This window comes from Ruegeria sp. YTSC192, from assembly GCF_059609705.1.
The window spans coordinates 69113-88963 of sequence record NZ_JBXWMG010000009.1 but is presented as its reverse complement, the minus strand read 5'-3'; the positions used below and the strand labels follow the sequence as shown (position 1 = coordinate 88963).

Below are 19851 nucleotides of genomic sequence, written 5' to 3'. Positions count from 1 at the left end.
AAAGTGACACGTGGCACGTATTGCCGGCGTAAACATCCCGACTGCAAAGCGGGTACCAATCGCCCTCACATATATCACCGGAATCGGCAACACTTCGGCTAAAGCAATCTGCGAAGCCGTAGGCATTGAAGCGACCCGTCGCGTCAATGAACTGTCCGACGCCGAGGTTCTGAAAATCCGCGAATTCATCGACGAAAACTTCACCGTCGAAGGTGACCTGCGTCGTGAAGTTCAGATGAACGTCAAGCGCCTGATGGATCTGGGCTGCTACCGCGGTCTGCGTCACCGCCGCAACCTGCCGGTTCGCGGTCAGCGTACCCACACCAATGCTCGTACCCGCAAAGGCCCCGCAAAGGCCATTGCCGGTAAGAAGAAATAAGGGAGGGTCTGACTGATGGCACGTGACAAGACTCGCGTTAAGCGCAAAGAGCGTAAGAACATCGCATCGGGCGTTGCCCATGTGAACTCGACCTTCAACAACACCAAGATCCTGATCTCGGACGTACAAGGCAATGCCATCTCGTGGTCGTCTGCCGGTACCATGGGTTTCAAAGGGTCGCGGAAATCGACGCCTTATGCGGCTCAGATGGCTGCAGAAGATGCAGGCAAGAAGGCGCAGGAACATGGCGTCAAGACGCTGGAAGTCGAAGTTCAGGGCCCCGGTTCGGGTCGTGAATCGGCTCTGCGCGCGCTGGCTGCCGCTGGCTTCAACATCACGTCGATCCGCGACGTGACGCCGATTGCTCACAACGGCTGCCGCCCGCCGAAGCGCCGCCGCGTCTAAGCGATTTTGAATTGAGCTGGGGCCAGTGTTTTTGCACGGCCCCAGCACGTCATTTTGAACCTCGGGCGTCTGCACCTTGTTGGTCATGGGGCGCGGACAGGAATGGAGGGATTACATGATCCACAAGAATTGGGCAGAATTGATCAAGCCGACCCAGCTGGACGGCAAGCCGGGCAACGACCCTGCGCGTCAGGCAACACTGGTTGCTGAACCGCTTGAGCGTGGCTTTGGTCTGACCCTGGGCAACGCGCTGCGCCGCGTTCTGATGAGCTCGCTGCAAGGTGCGGCCATCACCAGCGTTCAAATCGACAACGTCCTGCACGAGTTCTCGAGCGTAGCGGGCGTACGTGAAGACGTCACCGACATCATCCTGAACCTCAAGGGCGTGTCGCTGCGCATGGAAGTCGAAGGCCCCAAGCGCCTGTCGATCAATGCCAAAGGCCCCGCAGTTGTCACCGCAGGTGACATCAGCGAAAGCGCTGGTATCGAAGTTCTGAACCGCGATCACGTCATCTGCCACCTGGACGATGGCGCCGACCTGTTCATGGAACTGACCGTCAACACCGGCAAGGGTTACGTCTCGGCCGAGAAGAACAAGCCGGAAGATGCACCTATCGGCCTGATCCCGATTGATGCGATCTATTCGCCGGTCAAAAAGGTTGCCTATGACGTGCAGCCGACCCGTGAAGGTCAGGTTCTGGACTATGACAAGCTGACCCTGAAGATCGAAACTGATGGCTCGATCACGCCGGAAGATGCACTGGCCTATGCCGCTCGTATCCTGCAGGATCAACTGTCGATCTTCGTCAACTTCGACGAGCCGGAATCGGCTGGCCGCCAGGACGAAGACGATGGTCTGGAGTTCAACCCGCTGCTGCTGAAGAAAGTCGACGAGCTGGAGCTGTCGGTCCGTTCGGCGAACTGCCTGAAGAACGACAATATCGTTTACATCGGCGATCTGATCCAGAAGACCGAAGCCGAGATGCTGCGCACCCCGAACTTTGGCCGCAAGTCGCTGAACGAGATCAAAGAAGTGCTGTCCGGCATGGGTCTGCACCTCGGCATGGATGTCGAGGACTGGCCGCCCGACAACATCGAAGATCTGGCGAAGAAATTCGAAGACGCCTTTTGAGGCGGTGCCGGGCTAAAGCCCGGTCTACTTCGAACCAACCCGTAGGCCGGGCTTCAGCCCGGCTTGCATGCCAAAAAATGCTCGGGCTGCCGAGGACTATATGGGCACTTCCGCCCCAAGGAGAGTTGGTGACACGCATCGCCGGCCAGACAAAGCAAAACGCTAAAGAAGGAATTAGAAAATGCGTCACGCACGTGGTTATCGCCGCCTGAACCGTACTCATGAGCACCGTAAGGCTCTGTTTGCAAACATGGCTGGCTCGCTCATCGAGCATGAGCAGATCAAAACAACTCTGCCCAAGGCAAAAGAACTGCGCCCGATCATCGAAAAGCTGGTCACTCTGGGCAAGCGCGGCGACCTGCACGCGCGCCGTCAGGCCGCATCGCAGCTGAAAGAAGACAAAGACGTCGCCAAGCTGTTCGAAGTTCTGGGCCCTCGCTACGCCGAGCGCCAGGGCGGTTATGTCCGCATCTTGAAAGCCGGTTTCCGTTATGGCGACATGGCTCCGATGGCGATCATCGAATTCGTTGATCGTGATTTGGACGCCAAAGGCGCGGCTGACAAGGCGCGCGTTGCCGCCGAAGAGGCTGCAGAAGAATAAGAAAGCGCCACGTTTTCCAAGAAGAGCCCCGTGTCCCAGACGCGGGGTTCTTTCTTTTACGGCGATGAAACTGTTTGCTCACGCGCGCGGCCTGCACATTGCAAGGCTTGAAAAGCTTGATCAGACGTCGATCAGTTTGCCATCTTGCAACGCGAGCCCATCCGGGGCCAGCGCTTCGCGAAACGCAGGAGAATGGCTGACCAGAAGACTCGCCTGAGGCAGCGATTGCAGGATCTCAAGCAACCGCGATTCGTTCTTGGTGTCCAGCGCATTGGTGGATTCATCCAGCAGCAGGACCTGCGGTTCCATCGTCAGAACGGTTGCCAGCGTGATCAGGCGCTTCTCGCCGCCTGACAGCTTGTGTGTGGTCCGTTCCTTTAGATGCACAAGGTCCAGATCGCCTAGAACCCGATCCACGATAGCAAGCGCCTCAGCAGGTGTCTTGCCAAGGTTCAGCGGACCAAACGTAATGTCTTCGGCCGCGGTGGGGCAGAACAGTTGGTCGTCGGGGTCCTGAAAGACAAGCCCGACATGGCGGCGCACTTCATGGTAATCAGCCTCGACTTGTCGTGGTTTGCCAAAGACGGTCACCGTACCTGAGGACGGCCGTTGCAGCCCAAGTGTGATACGCAGAAGCGTGGATTTCCCCGCCCCGTTCGGGCCGGTCAGTGACAGGCGTTGTCCGGCCTCCAGCCATCCCTTGCCAACGGGTCGAAGGCGGTGGATTGCGCTTTTGGCCAAAGGACGCTCGCCAATGAAAATCCGAGAAAGAAACAGCGCTTACACTGCACAATCTGGACATCGCAATCAGGCCGGTGCATCGTGCGGTCCGTCAGACTCCGGCGTAGCGCGCTTGTGTTCGGCGCCCCTTTCCTAACAAGCCCCGGAGGCCCAATGTCTGAAATCAAACAAGGCGACACAGTTCGCATCCACTATACCGGCACACTGCTGGACGAGACCGTCTTTGACAGTTCGGACGGGCGCGATCCGTTGGAATTCGTTGTCGGTTCGGGTCAGATCATATCCGGCCTCGACAATGCCATGCCCGGACTGGCCGTAGGCGACAAGAAACGGGTCGAGATTGCCTGTGTTGACGCTTATGGTCCGATCAACCCGGCGATGCGGCAGGATATCCCGCGCGAAGGTATCCCGGATGATATCCCACTAGAGCCTGGAACCCAGCTGCAGATGCAGACCCCCGATGGTCAGATGCTGCCTGTCACGGTTGTCGAGGCGAACGAGGCCACGGTGACTTTGGACGCCAATCACCCGCTGGCCGGGCAGGACCTGATTTTCGATATCGAGATTGTCTCGGTAAACTGAAGATTGCGGGCTTGAGGGCCTTAGCCCAAAAGCCCTTCAAACGCTGCACGGACCTGCGGTTGTGTGAAAAATACGAACAGCACTAGCAGTGTGGTCAGTGTCAAAAGCAGAATACGGGCACGGGGGCTCAGGAACCCCGTTTTCCGTCTTGTCTGGCTGCCACGCGTGTTGCTGGCAAGGATCTGGTCAGTTTTGCTCATGACCTTATCCCTGACGCCGAAAAATGGTCAAATCTTGGCAGCGTCTGGGAAAGATATGGTCACATGAAATCTGGCTGTGGCATTCCAAGCACGTGGAAGCCGCCATCCACCCGGATGATCTCGCCCGAGGTGCAGATCCCGGCGTCCGAGGTCAGGTAAACCGCTGTGCCGCCAACCGCCTCAAGCGTCGCGTTCGAGCGCATGGGCGCGTTCTGGTCGCAGAACTTGTAGGTCTTGCGCGCTCCGCCGATCGCGGCACCGGCCAGGGTCTTCATCGGGCCGGGCGAAATCGCGTTCACTCGGATGCCTTCGGGGCCAAGGTCGTTGGCCAGATAGCGGGTCGCCGATTCCAGCGCGGCCTTGGCAACGCCCATGACGTTGTAGTTCGGAACCACACGGTTTGAACCTTGATAGGTCAGCGTCAGCAGCGAGCCGCCATTGTCCTTCATTAGTGGATAAGCGCGGCGGGCCACTTCGATAAACGAATAGGCCGAAACATCCATCGAATGCTTGAAATTGGCGCGTGTGGTGTTCAGAAACCGGCCTGTCAGCTCGTTCTTGTCCGAATAGGCGATGGCGTGGACGACAAAGTCGATGGTGGGCCAGCGCTCGCCCAGCTCGCCAAAGGCGCGGTCCAGCGAAGCGTCATCCGTGACATCCGCGTCTACCATGAAATCGCTGCCGAGACTTTCGGCCAGCGGCTGTAGGCGCTTCCCGAATGCTTCGCCCTGATAGGTGAAGGCCAGTTCGGCGCCTGCTTCGTGCATCGCCTTCGAGATACCCCAGGCAATCGAACGATCATTGGCGACGCCCATGATCAGGCCGCGTTTCCCTTTTAGAACTTCCGACATCTTGTTCACCCGTTATACTTTGACAGGATCATGGAACCGTTCGTGCCGCCAAAGCCGAAGCTGTTGGTCATGACCGAGTCCAATCCCGCATTTTCAACTACTTGAGTAGCAATTTCACCGGGCTGGATGCCTTCGGCAAGTGTGTCGACATTGATCGACGGAGTAATGAAATCATTGTCCAGCATGAGCAGGCAGAAGATCGTCTCAAGCGCGCCAGCCGCGCCTTGTGCGTGCCCGGTCATCGACTTGGTGGATGAGATCGGAGGGACCTGACCTTCGCCGAAGATACGGCGCACGGCTTCAACTTCGCCCACGTCCCCAACCGGGGTCGAGGTGCCGTGCGCGTTGATGTAGCCAACCTTGCGGCCTTCGGGCAAGGTTGAAAGCGCCAGACGCATCGCGCGCTCACCGCCTTCGCCGGATGGGGCCACCATGTCGTGGCCGTCCGAAGTTGCCGCATAGCCGGTCACCTCGGCGTAGATCTTGGCACCGCGCGCCAGCGCATGGTCCAGATCCTCAAGCACGACAATGCCGCCGCCGCCCGAGATCACGAAACCATCGCGGTCCTGATCGAACGCGCGCGAGGCTTTGTGCGGAGTGTCGTTATATTTGGACGACATTGCGCCCATGGCGTCGAACAGGCAGGACAGGGTCCAGTCCAGTTCCTCGCCGCCACCTGCGAACATGACGTCCTGCTTGCCCAGCATGATCTGTTCCGCCGCGTTGCCGATGCAATGCAGCGAGGTCGAGCAGGCCGAGGTGATCGAATAGTTGATACCCTTGATCTTGTAGGCAGTGGCAAGGTTGGCCGAAATCGTGGAACACATGCATTTCGGCACGGCAAAAGGCCCGATCCGCTTGGTGGCACCGTTTTTCAGCACTGTTTGATGCGCGGTCAACATCGCGCTGGTGGACGGTCCGCCAGAACCAGCGACCAACCCGGTGCGCGGATTGACGACCTGTTCCTCGGTCAGCCCGGAATCGGCAATTGCCTGTCCCATCGCGATATGCGCATAGGCCGCACCCGGCCCCATGAAGCGCAGGGTGCGTTTGTCCACGTGTTCGGACACGTCGATCTTGAGCGTACCTGCGATCTGGCTGCGAAAGCCATGTTCGACCATCTGCTCATTGGCCTCGATGCCAGATTTGCCTGCTTTGAGCGAGGCGAGAACCTCTTCGGCATTGTTCCCGATCGAGGAGACGATTCCCAGACCGGTGACGACGACGCGACGCATATGCGTTCTCCTGTGTTCCGTTCCTGTTTGCGTAATGTCCGCTGGCGTCAGCTTTCAGACAGTGCGACCTTCATGTCTTTGACCTGATAAATCACTTCGCCATCCGCTTCGACCCGTCCGTCTGCGACCCCCATGGTCAGGCGACGAGTCTGTACGGCTTTGGTGAAATCTACGTAATATGTCAGCATCTTGCGGTCCGGACGTACCATGCCCGTCAGCTTGACTTCGCCCACGCCAAGCGCATAGCCGCGCCCCTGCCAGCCCCGCCAGCCGAGGTTGAAGCCAGTCAGCTGCCACAGGCCATCCAGGCCCAGACAGCCCGGCATGATCGGGTTGCCGGGGAAGTGGCAGTCAAAGAACCAAAGATCGGGAGTGATGTCGAATTCGGCGACAACATGGCCTTTGCCATGCGCGCCTCCGTCACCCGAAACTTCGGTGATCCGGTCCATCATCAGCATCGGAGGGGCGGGCAATTGCGCGTTGCCGGGGCCAAAAAGTTCGCCTCGGGCGCATTTCAGCAGATCATCTTTGTCAAAACTGCTTGGGAATTGGGCCATTCTTGCCGCCTCTTCTGCCTTGGGTCCGTTTGGTGCATTTGGCCTCACCTAGCACCCGTATGCAAGGTCCTGCAAGAGTGGCGGTCAGATGATGTTGCGCCCGGGTTGTCTTTGCGAATGAATTTCATTTGAAATTGGCATCCCTGCGCCCCTATATATATATTCAGCAAAAATGGGTATCGGATTCATGACACCTCAGAGCCGTAAGATAGCTACAGACTGGTTGGAGAGCGCCGGATTGCGCCCCACACGTCAGCGTGTTGCGCTGGCCGAGTTGCTTGTGGGCGATGGTCGTCACCGGCATGTCACGGCAGAAAGCCTGTTTGACTCGGCCAAGACCAAGGGCGATGCGGTTTCGCTTGCGACCGTCTACAACACGCTGCGCGCGTTCTGCGATGCCGGTGTGCTGCAAGAGATCACGGTGGATGGGTCGAAAAGCTATTTTGACACCAACACCCATGATCACCCGCATTTCTATTGGGAAGACGAAAGCAGGCTAAGCGACGCTCCGTCCGAAGAACTGGTGATCCAGCGCCTTCCGCAGGCACCGGACGGAGTCGAGATTGCATCGGTCGATGTGGTTATCCGTCTTCGCAAGAAACCTCAGGTCTAACGCGCTTTGCGTTTTAGCTAAGGCAAGACCATCGAAATACGCGCTCGACCATAGGGAGAGGCAGCGCTTTTCGATTCAAATCAAACGCAAAGCGATCCAGTCTCGGTCAGCGCCTCAAACAGGATGCGTTCGGCTGAGGCCAGCGTGGCGTCTACCGGGCCGGTGCCATGGCGTGCCAATACAACCGGTTCAGCTGCGTCATTGTCTAGGATCGGCAGGCGGGTCAGCATTCGATTGTCGTAACTCATCGCATTGTCGGGGCTGGCGTAGCTGATCGCGATTCCCTCACCATGGGCGGCAAGGCTGCGCTGGATTTCAAGCGTTGCGGCCCTGTGGGCGACCGTTGGGCTCAGGTCCTTGCGTCGAAACAGGTTCAGAACATGCTGCGCTGACAACCCTTCCTTTGACAGGATCAGGGGTTCCTGTTCCAGATCAGCCAAGGTCACATCGCGGGCCTTTGCAAGCAGGTGATCGGGTGAGACCAGGGCGTGGGGGACACTGTCGAACAGCTCTTGCCGGGTAAATCCAGCATCCATGCCAAGGTCATATGTGATCGCGATGTCTGTCTGGCCGTTGATCAGGCTGTCCAGCAAGCCCTCGAAACTATCCACTTGATAGGTGACTGTGACATCAGGCAGCGCCACTTGCAGGCTGTGCAATGCCGAGGCCAGATGAAACGGTGCAAGGTCAATGAAGCAGCCCAATCGCAAGTGCGAAGACCCGTGCGGTGCATCTGTCGGAGTTTCGATCTGCGCGGCAGAGTACAACAGTTTTTCGGCCCGTTCGATGAAGAGACGCCCCTGTGGGGTTGTGGTCATCGCCGCCCCACGCCGACGCATGAACAGCGGATAGCCAAGGCACGATTCGACTCGTGTCAGCGCCGTCGATAGGGCGGGTTGCGAGACGTTCAGCGAATGGGCTGCGGCAGACAGGCTGCCATGTTGGCCAATGGCGCAGACATATTCGTATTGGCGCAATGAAATATATAACATCGAGTTATTTATTACTTCGAAAGATATGATTTGAACAGAAGGCTTTGTTGTCCTTTAAACGGGGGCAAGCACAAGGAGAACGCCATGCCACACCCTCTTGTTTCTCAGGACATGATCGACACCTACCAGGAAGACGGGGTTGTCCTGGTCAAAGGACTTTTTGCCGATCACGTGGACGCGTTGCGCGACGGGGTTGCCGCCAATATGGCCGAGCCGGGGCCCTATGCCTCGGACAACAAGAAAGAGGGGCAGACCGGGCTGTTCTTTGATGATTACTGCAACTGGACCCGTATCCCGCAGTTCCGCCAGGTGATCGAGACCTCTGCGGCGGCTGAGGTTGCAGCGGACCTGATGCAGTCGAAAACCGTGCAGATGTTTCACGACCACGTACTGGTGAAAGAACCGGGCACCTCGATGGCGACGCCCTGGCATCAGGATGGGCCGTATTACTTTGTCGAAGGGCAGCAGACGATCAGCTTTTGGTCGCCCTTGGATCCGGTGAAACAGGCCACCCTGCGCTGTGTTGCGGGATCACACAGATGGGAGAAAGAGGTTCTACCGACCCGCTGGGTCAGCGAAGAGGGGTTCTTTGCTGATGAAGGCCAGTACATTCCGGTCCCCGATCCGGATGCGGAAGGGATGAAAGTGGTCGAATTCGAAATGGAACCCGGTGACGCGGTCGCGTTCAACTACCGTACCCTGCATGGGGCGCGGGGGAATCACTCGGACAGTCGTCGTCGGGCGTTTTCACTACGGCTGGTCGGGGATGATGCGCGCTATGTCGAGCGCCCGGGCCGCACGTCGCCTCCGTTTCCGGGGCATGACATGATGCCGGGTCAGCGTTTGCGGGAAGACTGGTTCCCGATGCTGCTGCAGCGATAGGGGGCGCTGCCCCCGTCACCTGCGGCGCCTCCCCCGGGATATTTTCAGCCAGATGAAGAACGGATCAGAACCACTGGCCGGGTTCGATCAGCCCCAGATCGAGCAGTTGGCGCGATGTCCATTCGAATGAGACGGAGTTGCGCCAGCGGAAGCTGGAGATATCGAAGGTCGAACCAGCATTGCTTTTCAGGGCTTTTGCCGCCCGGAAGGAACAGATCGCTGCCGTCAGGTTGTGGTGCCATGGGCAGGCGTAGGTGTTGTATTCGGCCTCGTTGAATGTGTGGTCGGGCTGCAGGATCAGGTCCTTGCGGTTTTTGAAAAGCGCGATTCGGTCGATGCGTCGGCGTTCGTAGGGGATGTGATCTTCGAACCGCCAGCGCAGGCCACCGGACATGTCCAACTGACGTTCGACCGGGCGGCCCGAGGTATCGTGGCGGGTGTGGGCATAGTATCCGGTGCTGTCCAGCATGGCCTGATCGGGGGCCACGCCGTTCGGGTGCTGGGTCAGGTCACCGGCATAAAGGTCGATCACGTGGCACAGCATTGCGTTGCGCCGTTCCTCGGCGTGGAAGGCCAGCAACTCTGTTATGCTGCGGGTTTCACAGAAGGGATAGAACAGGAATTCGGCGTTGTAGCAGTAGTACATCCAGACACTCGGCGCGGCCTTTGTGATACGATTGATTGCGTCGAACACCTCGGCCCGGGGCGCGCATCTGAGGGTCACGCGATGCACCCGCGCGGCCAGGTCTTCGCCGAGGGTGAACTCGGCGGGCATGAATGCCACGACGGATTTGAAGCCGAGGCCTAGATGGTGGTGCAGCGTGCTTTCGACCTCGGTCTCGTCCTCGGCGAAAATCAGGGCCACTGGCCCTTTGGACAGGGCGGATTGGCCTGAATTCAAAAAGCTGTCGAGGGATTCGTACTGCATCGCCGGTTTCATTCGTGTCTTGCTGGAAAGTTTCGCCAAATTCGGGTAATTGCGCCGGCATTGCAAGCGGCGTTCGAAGCATATAGATGACGCCGATCCAGCGACTGCAAAGGCCTAATCCATGTCTGAACCCAAAAAGCTGTTTATCAAGACCTATGGCTGTCAGATGAATGTCTATGACAGCGAGCGTATGGCTGAGGCCTTGGGCGGGCAGGGATATGTCGAAACCAAGTCGCCGGATGATGCAGACATGATCCTGCTGAACACTTGTCATATCCGGGAAAAAGCCGCCGAAAAGGTCTATTCCGAGCTTGGCCGGTTCAAGGGGCTGAAGGCAGATAAGCCCGATCTCAAGATCGGTGTGGCGGGCTGTGTTGCGCAGGCCGAAGGTGAAGAGATCATGCGCCGTCAGCCTCTGGTCGATCTGGTGGTTGGGCCGCAAAGCTATCACCGTTTGCCGGAGATGGAGGCCAAGACCCGCGAAGGCGCCAAAGCGCTGGACACGGATTTTCCCGAAGAGGACAAGTTCGAAAAGCTCAAGAACCGTCCCAAGGCCAAACGCGGCCCGACGGCATTTTTGACGGTGCAGGAAGGGTGCGACAAGTTCTGCGCCTTCTGCGTTGTTCCCTATACCCGCGGGGCAGAGGTCAGCCGCCCAGCCGACCGCATCATTCGTGAAGCGCAGGATCTGGTCGAACGCGGCGTACGCGAGATCACTTTGCTGGGTCAGAACGTCAACGCCTATCACGGAGCCGGACCGAACGGAGACATGACGCTGGCCGGGCTAATCTGGGAATTGAACAAGGTCGACGGGCTGGAGCGTATCCGCTTTACCACCTCGCATCCCAATGACATGGCGGATGATCTGATCGAGGCGCATGGCACCTGTGACAAGCTGATGCCCTATCTGCACCTGCCCGTACAGGCGGGGTCGGACCGGATTCTGAAACGGATGAACCGCAGCCATACGGCAGACAGCTATTTGCGGCTGATTGAGCGTATCCGCGCAGCGCGTCCGGATATCGTGATGTCGGGGGACTTCATCGTCGGCTTCCCAGAGGAAACTGAAGAGGATTTCCAGGCGACTTTGGATTTGGTTGAGCAAGTCAAATACGGCTATGCTTATTCTTTCAAATATTCGACCCGCCCAGGCACCCCTGCTGCGGAACGTGCGCAGGTTGACCCGGCTGCGGCGGATGACCGCCTGCAGCGGTTGCAGGCGCTGATCACCAAGCACCAGCGTGAAATTCAGGATTCAATGGTTGGTCGCACAGTTGGTGTTCTGTTCGAGAAACCAGGGCGGCTCGAAGGGCAGATGGTCGGGAAATCAGACTATCTCCACTCGGTTCACGTGGTTGGGCCTGAATTGAGCGTGGGGGATTTGCGACAGGTGCGTATCGTGAAATCTGGTGCGAACTCTCTGGCCGGGGAACTGTTGGAATAAGGCGGTTCTTTGCCGGCACGTCGGGTCAGTTCTGGGGTATGTAAAATTTACCCTTGATTTATTATTTGGAACTATGTTCGGACGGAACCTAAGTTTTCTGATGGGCCTCGACCGCTTGCGGAAAGTTTGTATCTGCGGTTCGCGAGAGTGGCGTCGATGGAGGGTATAGAGTGGCAATTCTGAATTTTGGGGGCCTCTGGTCTGTGTCTGTCGCGACCCTGGTGGCTTTTGCGGCCAGCGCAACATGGGCGAGTGATCAGACGGGGGAAATATCGGATCCCGAAGTGTTCAGTGACAAGCGGTTCAGCGATGATGTCAGCGCCTTTTATCTGGGTTTGACGGCGGGGTATGGTGGCGGAGGCGATGATCGCTTCGGTCTGACCACGCCGACCGATACCTTTGGGATCGGTGATCAGGATATCAGCGGAACCTATGGCGGCGTGCGCGGTGGCTGGCGCGGGGTTCTGCCCGCCCGGGGCGGTCGTGACTATGTCTATGGATTTGAACTGGGATATGATTTCGGATCGCTGGACGATAGCGTGACCAATGTGATCGGCTCCGAAACGGTGCAGGGCGGATCGGAAGTTTCGGACATCATAACCTTGCGGTTTCGGAATGGCCTGACCAACCGCAGCGGACGAATCCTTTATTTCGTCAGTGTCGGTTACCTTTGGGGTGACGTGGAAACCACGAACAGTATTTCGTCCACGGGTGGCACGCAGTCGTTTGAGGCCTCGGATCGCCGCAACGGCCTATCGCTCAGCATTGGTGCGGAACACTATCTGACCGAAGACTGGTCAATTTCGGGCGAATATGAATACGTCCAGTTTGACTCCAAGGACATTGAATTTTCATCGGGTTTTTCGACAAAATCGACCCCAAATTATCGCGGTTTGAGGTTCGGTTTGAACTATAAGTTCTAAACCGGGGCAGAGCTCCCGATCGGCGCTTTTGTCATCGCCGTGCGAATTTTTGAAACTGTGGCTTGCACCCGGTCCGAGTTCTTGTCTACGCTCAAGGTGAAACGCCAAGACAGGAGAGCGGATTGGCCATCGGTGCCCTGACCCCACCGCAAGATGAGACGCCTCAGCGCGAGGCATTTGTAGAATTCCCCGACAACCGCTTGTTGATTGATTTATGTGGCGAATATGACCGCAACCTGACCGAGATTGAACAGAAGCTCTCGGTTCAAATTGTGCGCCGCGGCAATCAGTTGGTTGTGATGGGCGAAGAGGATTCGCAGAAAAACGCCATCGAGGTCCTGCAGGCCCTCTACACCCGTCTGGAAGGCGGGCGCGAGGTTGAGGCCGCCGATGTGGACCGAGAGCTGCGCATGGGTGGTTCGGAACAGGGCACTGGCAGCCGGGACGGCGACCAGCTTGAGATGTTCAAGGGTGGCACCGTTGAAATCAAGACTCGCAAAAAGCTGGTCGAACCCCGCACGGATGCGCAAAAAGCCTATGTGCAGTCACTGTTTCAGAATGAGCTGGCCTTCGGGATCGGCCCGGCGGGTACCGGCAAGACCTATCTGGCCGTTGCCGTGGGCGTGTCGATGTTCATCGGCGGGCACGTGGATCGTATCATCCTCAGCCGTCCTGCGGTCGAAGCCGGCGAAAAGCTGGGCTATCTGCCGGGCGATATGAAGGACAAGGTCGATCCGTATATGCAGCCGCTTTACGACGCGCTGAATGATTTCCTTCCCGGCAAGCAACTGGCCAAACTGATCGAAGAAAAGCGAATCGAGATCGCTCCGCTGGCCTTTATGCGGGGACGGACGCTGGCCAATGCGTTCGTAGTACTGGATGAAGCGCAGAACGCGACAACCATGCAGATGAAGATGTTCCTGACCCGTCTGGGCGAGGGCAGCCGTATGGTCATCACGGGTGACCGGTCTCAGGTTGATTTGCCGCGTGGGGTCCAATCCGGGCTGGCAGATGCAGAACGCCTGTTGAATACGATTCCGAATATCAGCTTCAACTACTTCACGTCCAAGGATGTGGTGCGGCACCCGCTTGTCGCCGCAATCATCGAAGCGTATGAGGCCGATGCAGGGCGCGAGAAAAGTTAACTCAAAGCCCGACAACAGGCTTTGAGGCGACAGGATGAACCTTGAACTCACCGTGGAAGATGACCGCTGGCAGGGGCTTGAGCCTCTGTCATTGCGCGCGATTAAGGCGGTTTTGCTTCATTGCGGGCTGGACCCGGATTTGTGCGAGGTCAGCCTTCTGGCCTGCGATGACGCCCGAATTGCCGAACTGAACGCCGAGTTCCGGGAAAAGCCGACACCGACCAATGTTCTGAGCTGGCCCGCCGAAGACCTCGCGGCCAATGTCGCAGGTGAAACGCCCGAACTGCCCGAACCCGATTTTACCGGCGAAATCGCCCTTGGGGACATTGCGATTTCATACGACACCTGCGCGCGCGAAGCGGACGAGGCGGGGAAACCTATGTCTGATCACGTGACCCATCTGATCGTTCACGGAACGTTGCATTTGCTGGGCTACGATCACATTCGTGACCCCGATGCTACCTTGATGGAAGGGATTGAGGTCAAGATACTTGGCAAACTGGGTATCAATGACCCATATAGTAGGTGAAGCGGGTACTTTCACCCGATCAATTGGAACAGGACCATGGGTGATACAGACGGCAGTTCTAGGGCGGCGCAAAGCGCGCAGTCTGAGAATTTGGACATTGAAGAGAAAAGCGGTTTCTTTTCGCGGATTATGGATGCTTTTTCGGGAACCGAAGAGGAGCAGAGCGCTCCGGCCAACGGGCATGATATAGCCGACAATCAACATCGCGGCATGGTCAACCTGCGCCGCAAACGGGTTGAGGATGTTGCCATTCCGACCGTTGAAATCGTCTCGGTCCCCTCAACGATTTCCAAGGATGAACTGGCGCAGGTCTTTCGCGATAGCGGCCTGTCTCGGATACCTGTCTATGAGGGCACGCTGGACACGCCGCTTGGCTTTGTCCACCTGAAGGATTTTGCCCTCACCCATGGGTTCAATGGCGGTACATCCGAGTTCGACCTGACCTCGATGCTGCGCACGTTGCTGTTCGTGCCGCCCTCGATGCCGATCGGTGTTTTGTTGACCAAGATGCAAACCGAACGCCGCCACATGGCGCTGGTGATTGATGAGTATGGCGGCGTTGACGGGTTGTTGACCATCGAAGACCTGATTGAACAGGTTGTCGGCGAAATCGCGGATGAGCATGATGCACATGAGGATCAGCTTTGGCTGCAGGAAAAGCCGGGTTGTTACGTCGTTCAGGCCCGTGTTCCGCTTGAGGATTTCGAGGCCGAGATCGGTCGCTCTCTGACCAGCCACGAGGATGTAGACGAGGAAGAGATCGAAACTTTGGGTGGCCTGGTCTTCATGCTGTCGGGCCGTGTTCCGGCGCGGGGTGAGGTTGTGCTGCATCCCGAAGGCCCGGAGTTCGAGGTGATCGACGCCGACCCGCGCCGCATCAAGCGTCTGCGCGTCATGTTGCCGGACGTCGCTGCATGATCCCTGTCCGGGGTTGGCCTTTCTGGCTTAGACTTGGTGCCGCAGCTGCCTTGGGGGCGCTCGGCGCTTATGGCTTGGCGCCGTTTGGCTACTGGCCGCTGACGCTGATTGCGCTGACCCTAATTCCCGCGTTCTTTCTCGCCTGTGAAACCCGCGCGCGGGCCGCGTGGTTGGGCTGGGCCTTTGCCACCGGCTACTTCGCCCATGCCCTGAGTTGGATCATCGAGCCTTTCCAAGTGGACGCCGAGCGCCATGCTTGGATGGCCCCCTTTGCGCTGATCTTCATGGCTGGCGGCTTGGCCTTGTTCTGGGCGGCGGCGTTCTGGGCGGGGCGGCGGGTGGATACTCCGGTTGTACGTCAGGCGGTGTTTCTAGCCCTGACGCTTTCACTGGCCGAGTTCGGACGCGGCTATCTTCTGACCGGTTTCCCTTGGGCCGGGGTTGCGCAGGTCTGGGTCGACACGCCGGTTGCGCAACTTTTGTCTTTGATTGGTCCATATGGGCTGGCTGCGCTGACATTCGCGGTGACGTTGCCGCTGGGGGCGGCGATATCGCAGCGAATGGCCCTCCGCCCGCTTCTGGTTCCGGTCGCTGGGTTCGCCGGTGTCGCTGTTTTTGCTGCCGTCTACGCCTCCAGCAGGCCGGTGATCGAGTATGGCGAAAATACTGTGCGACTAGTCCAGCCGAATGCGCCTCAGCATCAGAAATGGGACCCAGCTTATGCGCCGCTGTTCTTTGCGCGCCAGATCGAGCTCACCGCGGCAGAACCACGCCCCGACCTGATCGTCTGGCCCGAGACTGCGGTTCCCGCATGGCTCAGCAGTGCCGACCCTTACCTTGAGGCCGCCACGGATGCGGCTCAGGGGGTTCCGCTGGTTCTGGGTATTCAGCGAGGCGACGGCCCGCGCATATTCAACTCGATGATCTATCTGGATGAGGACGGGCAGCAGACGGGTCTGTATGACAAGCATCATCTGGCCCCGTTTGGCGAATATGTCCCGTTCGGAAATCTGATGGCCCGGTTCGGTATTCAGGGCATGGCCACAACGGCCGGACATGGATTCAGTTCGGGGCCGGGGCCTGCGGTGATGCAGGCGGGCAAGCTGGGGCAGGCCCTGCCGCTGATCTGCTACGAGGCCGTCTTTCCGCAGGACGTCAACGGCGCGCCGGAACGGGCCGATTTCATCTTGCAGATCACCAATGATGCGTGGTTCGGAACCCGTTCAGGCCCTTATCAACATCTTGCCCAGGCCCGGATGCGGGCGATTGAGCAGGGGCTGCCATTGATGCGGTCTGCCAATACCGGCATTTCGGGGATGATCGACCCGTTGGGGCGGATTACCGCGTCGCTTCCTTTGGGGCAGGCTGGGTTTGTGGACGCCGATCTGCCGTTGCCTCTTGCGCCGACAGTCTATTCCCGCATCGGGGACCTGCCCGTGTTCGCGGTCTTGCTCTTGTTGGCCGTGTTGCTGTGGCGCATGCCGAGGCCGTGCAGCACCTAGTTTCCGATTGACGTCATTTCGCAAGGCGCGTATGCCCTTGGTGCCTGTCACAACGGCTTCCTGGCGTGGCAGAGGAACCTCAATGGAGCACATTTATGTCCCGACAGAACTACACTTTTACTTCGGAATCAGTTTCCGAAGGGCACCCGGATAAGGTCTGTGACCGGATTTCCGACGCCGTACTCGACGCATTTCTGAATGAAGAACCCGAAGCGCGCGTGGCGTGCGAAACCTTTGCGACGACCGATCGGGTCGTCATCGGTGGCGAAGTAGGTCTGTCTGATCAGGAAAAGCTGCACGACTATATGGGCCGCATTGACGAGATCGCGCGCGCCTGTATCAAGGATATCGGCTACGAGCAGGACAAGTTTCACCATGAAACGGTCGAGGTGACGAACCTGCTGCACGAACAATCCGCTCATATCGCTCAGGGCGTCGATGCCTCGGGCGACAAGGATGAGGGCGCGGGCGATCAGGGTATCATGTTCGGCTACGCCACCACGGAAACTCCTGCGCTGATGCCGGCCCCGATCCAGTATTCGCATGCGATCCTGCGTCGTCTGGCCGAAGTACGTAAAAACGGCACCGAACCTGCTTTGGGACCGGACGCGAAATCGCAGCTGTCCGTCGTTTACCGCGATGGCAAGCCGGTTGGCGTCAGCTCGATCGTTTTGTCCACGCAACATCTGGATGAGGCGCTGACTTCGAACGACATCCGCGCGATTGTCGAGCCGTACATCACCGAAAGCCTGCCCGAAGGGTGGCTGAGTGCTGATACAGAATGGCACGTGAATCCGACCGGCAAGTTCGTGATCGGCGGCCCGGACGGGGATGCAGGTCTGACCGGCCGCAAGATCATCGTTGACACCTATGGCGGCGCGGCCCCTCATGGTGGCGGGGCGTTCTCGGGCAAAGACCCGACCAAGGTGGACCGTTCGGCGGCCTATGCCGCACGGTACCTGGCCAAGAACGTGGTCGCCTCCGGTATGGCAGAACGCTGCACCATCCAGCTAAGCTATGCGATTGGCGTCTCCAAACCGCTGTCGATCTACGCCGACACCCACGGAACCGGCCAGATTGCAGACGCAGTGATCGAAAAAGCCGTTGGACAGGTCATGGATCTGACGCCGCGTGGCATTCGTGAGCATCTGCACCTGAACAAACCCATCTATCAGCGCACCGCAGCTTACGGTCATTTCGGTCGTGAACCCGAAGCTGATGGCGGCTTCAGCTGGGAACGCACCGATCTGATCGAGGCGCTGAAAGCGGCCGTTTGACTGCCGTCGACAGGTGCGCCTTCGCGGGCGCCCGCTTCTTCTGTTTTTAAATACCTCGGGGGTGTGGGGGCTGGCCCCCACCTCCACCTCTTGCCACAGGCCCAACGCCACAGTAAGGGCACCGACATGAGCAACCAGACACCCCAACGCCCCCGCAGAAACTTCTATGGCCGCTTCAAGGGCAAAACCCTGAAGCAAAGCCAGAAGACGTATCTGAACGAAGACCTCGACGCCCTGTCGCCCGGCGCTGTTGATTGGGAGACGAACCCCGAACGCCACCCGCTGGACCTCGACGCCCTGTTTGGCGGCAAGGATGTCTGGCTTGAGGTCGGCTTTGGCGGTGGCGAGCATCTGGTGCATCAAGCCGCGAACAATCCCGATATCGGCATCATCGGGGCCGAGCCATATATCAACGGCGTCGCCATGCTGTTGGGCAAAATCCGCCAGGCCGGGGTCGAAAACCTTGCCGTGCATCCCGGTGATGCGCGCGACCTGTTCGATGTGCTGCCCGAGGCCAGCATTTCCCGCGCCTTCCTGCTCTACCCGGACCCGTGGCCCAAGACACGCCACCATCGCCGCCGCTTCGTGACCCCAGAACATCTGGAGCCTCTGGCCCGCGTCCTGAAGCCCGGCTCCATCTTCCGCGTGGCCACCGACATTCCCGACTACGTGCGCCAGACGCTTGAGGAAGTCCCCCTTGCTGGATTCGAATGGCTGGCCGAGCGTCCCGCCGACTGGCGCGAGCCCTGGGATGACTGGATCTCGACCCGCTATGAGCAAAAGGCCCTGCGGGAAGGGCGGACCCCACACTATCTGACCTTCCGCCGGACAGACGCCTGATCTTTTTCAAATTTCTGTAATCCTGAACGCTATGCTAGGCTGCGCGCGTGACGCGTTTTCAGCACAGCTTATTTCAAGGATTGCCATGTCTGACATTCGGATTACCAACTGCCACACGCATTTGTTTCATTCACGCCACGTGCCCGAAGACTATCCCTACCCGGCGCTCAAACCGTTCAAGAAGATGCCGTGGTTGATCAAGGCTCTGGCTTTCGGTGCCCGGTTGATTGGCCAGCCCGGTGTCGCCGATAAACTGGATCGGCTCTATCGCTTTCAGCAGGAAACGGATGAGGGTAGCCAGCGCGAGATTCTGGACAACCTGCGGCGACACTACCCCAGCAATACCCGTTTTGTCGTTTTGCCGATGGAGCTTTCGGCCTTTGGCTTCGGCGCGCCCGAGGTTCCGCTGCGCGACCAGCATGACGAGCTGGCGCAGCTGTCCACTGACCCTGAGGTTGGCCATTCGGTGATTCCCTTCGCAACAATCGACCCACGAGCCGACCCCAATGCCACTGAGCTGTGGCGCGCCATTGACGATCTGAGGTTTCGTGGGGTCAAGCTCTATCCCCGTCTGGGGTTTGCGCCGGATGACCCGGTTCTGATGCAGCATGTTTACCCTCGCGTGCAGGACAAGAACCTGCCGGTGATGTCCCACTGTTCGCGTGGCGGGGTGCAGGGGCGGTACCTTTCCGACTATTGGGCCGACCGCTATACCGAGCCTGAGGCGTTTGTTCCGGTGATGCGCGCCTTTCCTGACCTGCGGATTTGTCTGGCTCATTTTGGCGGGCAACGGGACTGGCACGCTTATGTCAATCCCGACCACCGCGACCCTTTGGACGATGCATTCAACCGGAATTGGCTGAAATCCATTCGCGACTTGATCGGCAGCGGAGATTACGATGGCTTGTGGACGGATATCTCCTACACGCTTTTCCAATTCGAAGACTACGCACCGTTCCTGCGCCTGTTTCTGATGGGCGAGGATGAGCAAAGCGAACGCTTGCGGTCGCGCGTCCTGTTTGGGTCGGATTACTACATGACCCGGCAAGAGGCGCTGTCAGAAAAGGCGGTCTGTATCCGGTTGCGCAATGTTCTGGGCGAAGAGATCTTTCGACAAATCGCCGAGGAAAACCCGGCAAAATGGCTGGGAGAGAGCTGAGAGGCACCCATGCCCG

At 58.5% G+C, this 19851-nt stretch carries 23 protein-coding genes and 1 riboswitch; of the genes, 16 read left to right on the top strand and 7 right to left on the bottom strand.

The window, feature by feature from the left end; translation table 11 throughout:
* Window positions 1-10: 10 nt before the first annotated feature.
* The 4 genes from rpsM to rplQ all read left to right on the top strand — a co-directional run bounded on the left by rpsM (window position 11) and on the right by rplQ (window position 2517).
* Window positions 11-379 (top strand): 30S ribosomal protein S13, encoded by a 369-nt coding sequence (rpsM, locus tag AC2FD8_RS13870; RefSeq protein WP_170377641.1) that lies wholly within the window; start codon window positions 11-13, stop codon window positions 377-379.
* Window positions 380-394: 15 nt separating this feature from the next.
* Window positions 395-784, top strand: coding sequence for a 30S ribosomal protein S11 (gene rpsK / locus AC2FD8_RS13865; protein ID WP_209194638.1), 390 nt, complete (start codon window positions 395-397; stop codon window positions 782-784).
* A gap of 115 nt (window positions 785-899) precedes the next feature.
* Window positions 900-1916, top strand: a complete 1017-nt coding sequence (locus AC2FD8_RS13860) for a DNA-directed RNA polymerase subunit alpha (protein ID WP_170377644.1) — start codon at window positions 900-902, stop codon at window positions 1914-1916.
* 181 nt (window positions 1917-2097) lie between these two features.
* Window positions 2098-2517: a 50S ribosomal protein L17 gene (rplQ, locus tag AC2FD8_RS13855; RefSeq protein ID WP_117870177.1), complete on the top strand. Its 420-nt coding sequence runs from the start codon at window positions 2098-2100 to the stop codon at window positions 2515-2517.
* Window positions 2518-2637: 120 nt separating this feature from the next.
* Here rplQ and AC2FD8_RS13850 read toward each other — a convergent pair whose 3' ends face one another.
* The gene (locus tag AC2FD8_RS13850) at window positions 2638-3258 is read right to left on the bottom strand and encodes an energy-coupling factor ABC transporter ATP-binding protein (protein WP_496874311.1); all 621 of its coding nucleotides are present in this window, start codon (window positions 3256-3258) and stop codon (window positions 2638-2640) included.
* 153 nt (window positions 3259-3411) lie between these two features.
* On the opposite strand from AC2FD8_RS13850, the gene AC2FD8_RS13845 reads away from it, so the two are divergent.
* Window positions 3412-3840: an FKBP-type peptidyl-prolyl cis-trans isomerase gene (locus tag AC2FD8_RS13845; RefSeq protein WP_496856988.1), complete on the top strand. Its 429-nt coding sequence runs from the start codon at window positions 3412-3414 to the stop codon at window positions 3838-3840.
* Between the two features lie 20 nt (window positions 3841-3860).
* Here the strand turns inward: AC2FD8_RS13845 and AC2FD8_RS13840 are convergent, their stop codons facing one another.
* Genes AC2FD8_RS13840 through fabA form a run of 4 tightly spaced genes read right to left on the bottom strand, consistent with a single transcriptional unit; the run spans window position 3861 to window position 6683 of the window.
* Complete coding sequence (locus AC2FD8_RS13840; protein ID WP_496856990.1) at window positions 3861-4040, bottom strand: hypothetical protein; 180 nt, start codon at window positions 4038-4040, stop codon at window positions 3861-3863.
* 59 nt (window positions 4041-4099) lie between these two features.
* Window positions 4100-4891, bottom strand: a complete 792-nt coding sequence (locus AC2FD8_RS13835; RefSeq protein WP_496856992.1) for an enoyl-ACP reductase FabI — start codon at window positions 4889-4891, stop codon at window positions 4100-4102.
* A 5-nt stretch (window positions 4892-4896) separates the two neighbouring features.
* A complete protein-coding gene (gene fabB, locus AC2FD8_RS13830; RefSeq protein ID WP_496856994.1) occupies window positions 4897-6126 on the bottom strand; it encodes a beta-ketoacyl-ACP synthase I in 1230 nt (409 codons plus the stop codon).
* Between the two features lie 47 nt (window positions 6127-6173).
* Window positions 6174-6683 (bottom strand): bifunctional 3-hydroxydecanoyl-ACP dehydratase/trans-2-decenoyl-ACP isomerase, encoded by a 510-nt coding sequence (gene fabA, locus AC2FD8_RS13825; protein ID WP_480732430.1) that lies wholly within the window; start codon window positions 6681-6683, stop codon window positions 6174-6176.
* Window positions 6684-6870: 187 nt separating this feature from the next.
* Here fabA and irrA point away from each other — a divergent pair, with 187 nt between their 5' ends.
* Window positions 6871-7296 (top strand): iron response transcriptional regulator IrrA, encoded by a 426-nt coding sequence (gene irrA / locus AC2FD8_RS13820; protein ID WP_496856996.1) that lies wholly within the window; start codon window positions 6871-6873, stop codon window positions 7294-7296.
* 80 nt (window positions 7297-7376) lie between these two features.
* Here the strand turns inward: irrA and AC2FD8_RS13815 are convergent, their stop codons facing one another.
* Entirely contained in the window at window positions 7377-8288 is a 912-nt protein-coding gene (locus AC2FD8_RS13815) for a LysR family transcriptional regulator (RefSeq protein ID WP_496856998.1), read from the bottom strand.
* 84 nt (window positions 8289-8372) lie between these two features.
* Here AC2FD8_RS13815 and AC2FD8_RS13810 point away from each other — a divergent pair, with 84 nt between their 5' ends.
* On the top strand, window positions 8373-9170 hold the full coding sequence (locus AC2FD8_RS13810; protein WP_496857000.1) for a phytanoyl-CoA dioxygenase family protein: 798 nt from the start codon (window positions 8373-8375) through the stop codon (window positions 9168-9170).
* Between the two features lie 64 nt (window positions 9171-9234).
* Here the strand turns inward: AC2FD8_RS13810 and AC2FD8_RS13805 are convergent, their stop codons facing one another.
* Window positions 9235-10098 (bottom strand): hypothetical protein, encoded by an 864-nt coding sequence (locus tag AC2FD8_RS13805; protein ID WP_496857001.1) that lies wholly within the window; start codon window positions 10096-10098, stop codon window positions 9235-9237.
* A gap of 121 nt (window positions 10099-10219) precedes the next feature.
* Here AC2FD8_RS13805 and miaB point away from each other — a divergent pair, with 121 nt between their 5' ends.
* The 9 genes from miaB (at window position 10220) to AC2FD8_RS13760 (ending at window position 19835) form a co-directional block, all read left to right on the top strand.
* Entirely contained in the window at window positions 10220-11542 is a 1323-nt protein-coding gene (miaB, locus tag AC2FD8_RS13800) for a tRNA (N6-isopentenyl adenosine(37)-C2)-methylthiotransferase MiaB (RefSeq protein ID WP_496857003.1), read from the top strand.
* 170 nt (window positions 11543-11712) lie between these two features.
* Window positions 11713-12465: an outer membrane protein gene (locus AC2FD8_RS13795; RefSeq protein ID WP_496857004.1), complete on the top strand. Its 753-nt coding sequence runs from the start codon at window positions 11713-11715 to the stop codon at window positions 12463-12465.
* Window positions 12466-12587: 122 nt separating this feature from the next.
* Entirely contained in the window at window positions 12588-13610 is a 1023-nt protein-coding gene (locus tag AC2FD8_RS13790; protein WP_496857005.1) for a PhoH family protein, read from the top strand.
* A gap of 34 nt (window positions 13611-13644) precedes the next feature.
* Window positions 13645-14139 (top strand): rRNA maturation RNase YbeY, encoded by a 495-nt coding sequence (gene ybeY / locus AC2FD8_RS13785; RefSeq protein ID WP_496857007.1) that lies wholly within the window; start codon window positions 13645-13647, stop codon window positions 14137-14139.
* Between the two features lie 36 nt (window positions 14140-14175).
* Window positions 14176-15057 (top strand): hemolysin family protein, encoded by an 882-nt coding sequence (locus AC2FD8_RS13780; protein WP_496857008.1) that lies wholly within the window; start codon window positions 14176-14178, stop codon window positions 15055-15057.
* Entirely contained in the window at window positions 15054-16559 is a 1506-nt protein-coding gene (gene lnt, locus AC2FD8_RS13775; protein WP_496857010.1) for an apolipoprotein N-acyltransferase, read from the top strand. Before AC2FD8_RS13780 ends, lnt begins: the two co-directional genes overlap by 4 nt.
* A gap of 41 nt (window positions 16560-16600) precedes the next feature.
* Window positions 16601-16649, top strand: a riboswitch (SAM-SAH riboswitch).
* A gap of 5 nt (window positions 16650-16654) precedes the next feature.
* Window positions 16655-17836 carry a methionine adenosyltransferase gene (gene metK / locus AC2FD8_RS13770; protein WP_496857012.1) on the top strand — a complete coding sequence of 394 codons (1182 nt, stop codon included), beginning with the start codon at window positions 16655-16657 and terminating at the stop codon, window positions 17834-17836.
* A 126-nt stretch (window positions 17837-17962) separates the two neighbouring features.
* Window positions 17963-18676 carry a tRNA (guanine(46)-N(7))-methyltransferase TrmB gene (gene trmB / locus AC2FD8_RS13765; protein ID WP_496857014.1) on the top strand — a complete coding sequence of 238 codons (714 nt, stop codon included), beginning with the start codon at window positions 17963-17965 and terminating at the stop codon, window positions 18674-18676.
* Between the two features lie 85 nt (window positions 18677-18761).
* A complete protein-coding gene (locus AC2FD8_RS13760) occupies window positions 18762-19835 on the top strand; it encodes an amidohydrolase family protein (protein ID WP_496857015.1) in 1074 nt (357 codons plus the stop codon).
* Window positions 19836-19851: the final 16 nt, after the last annotated feature.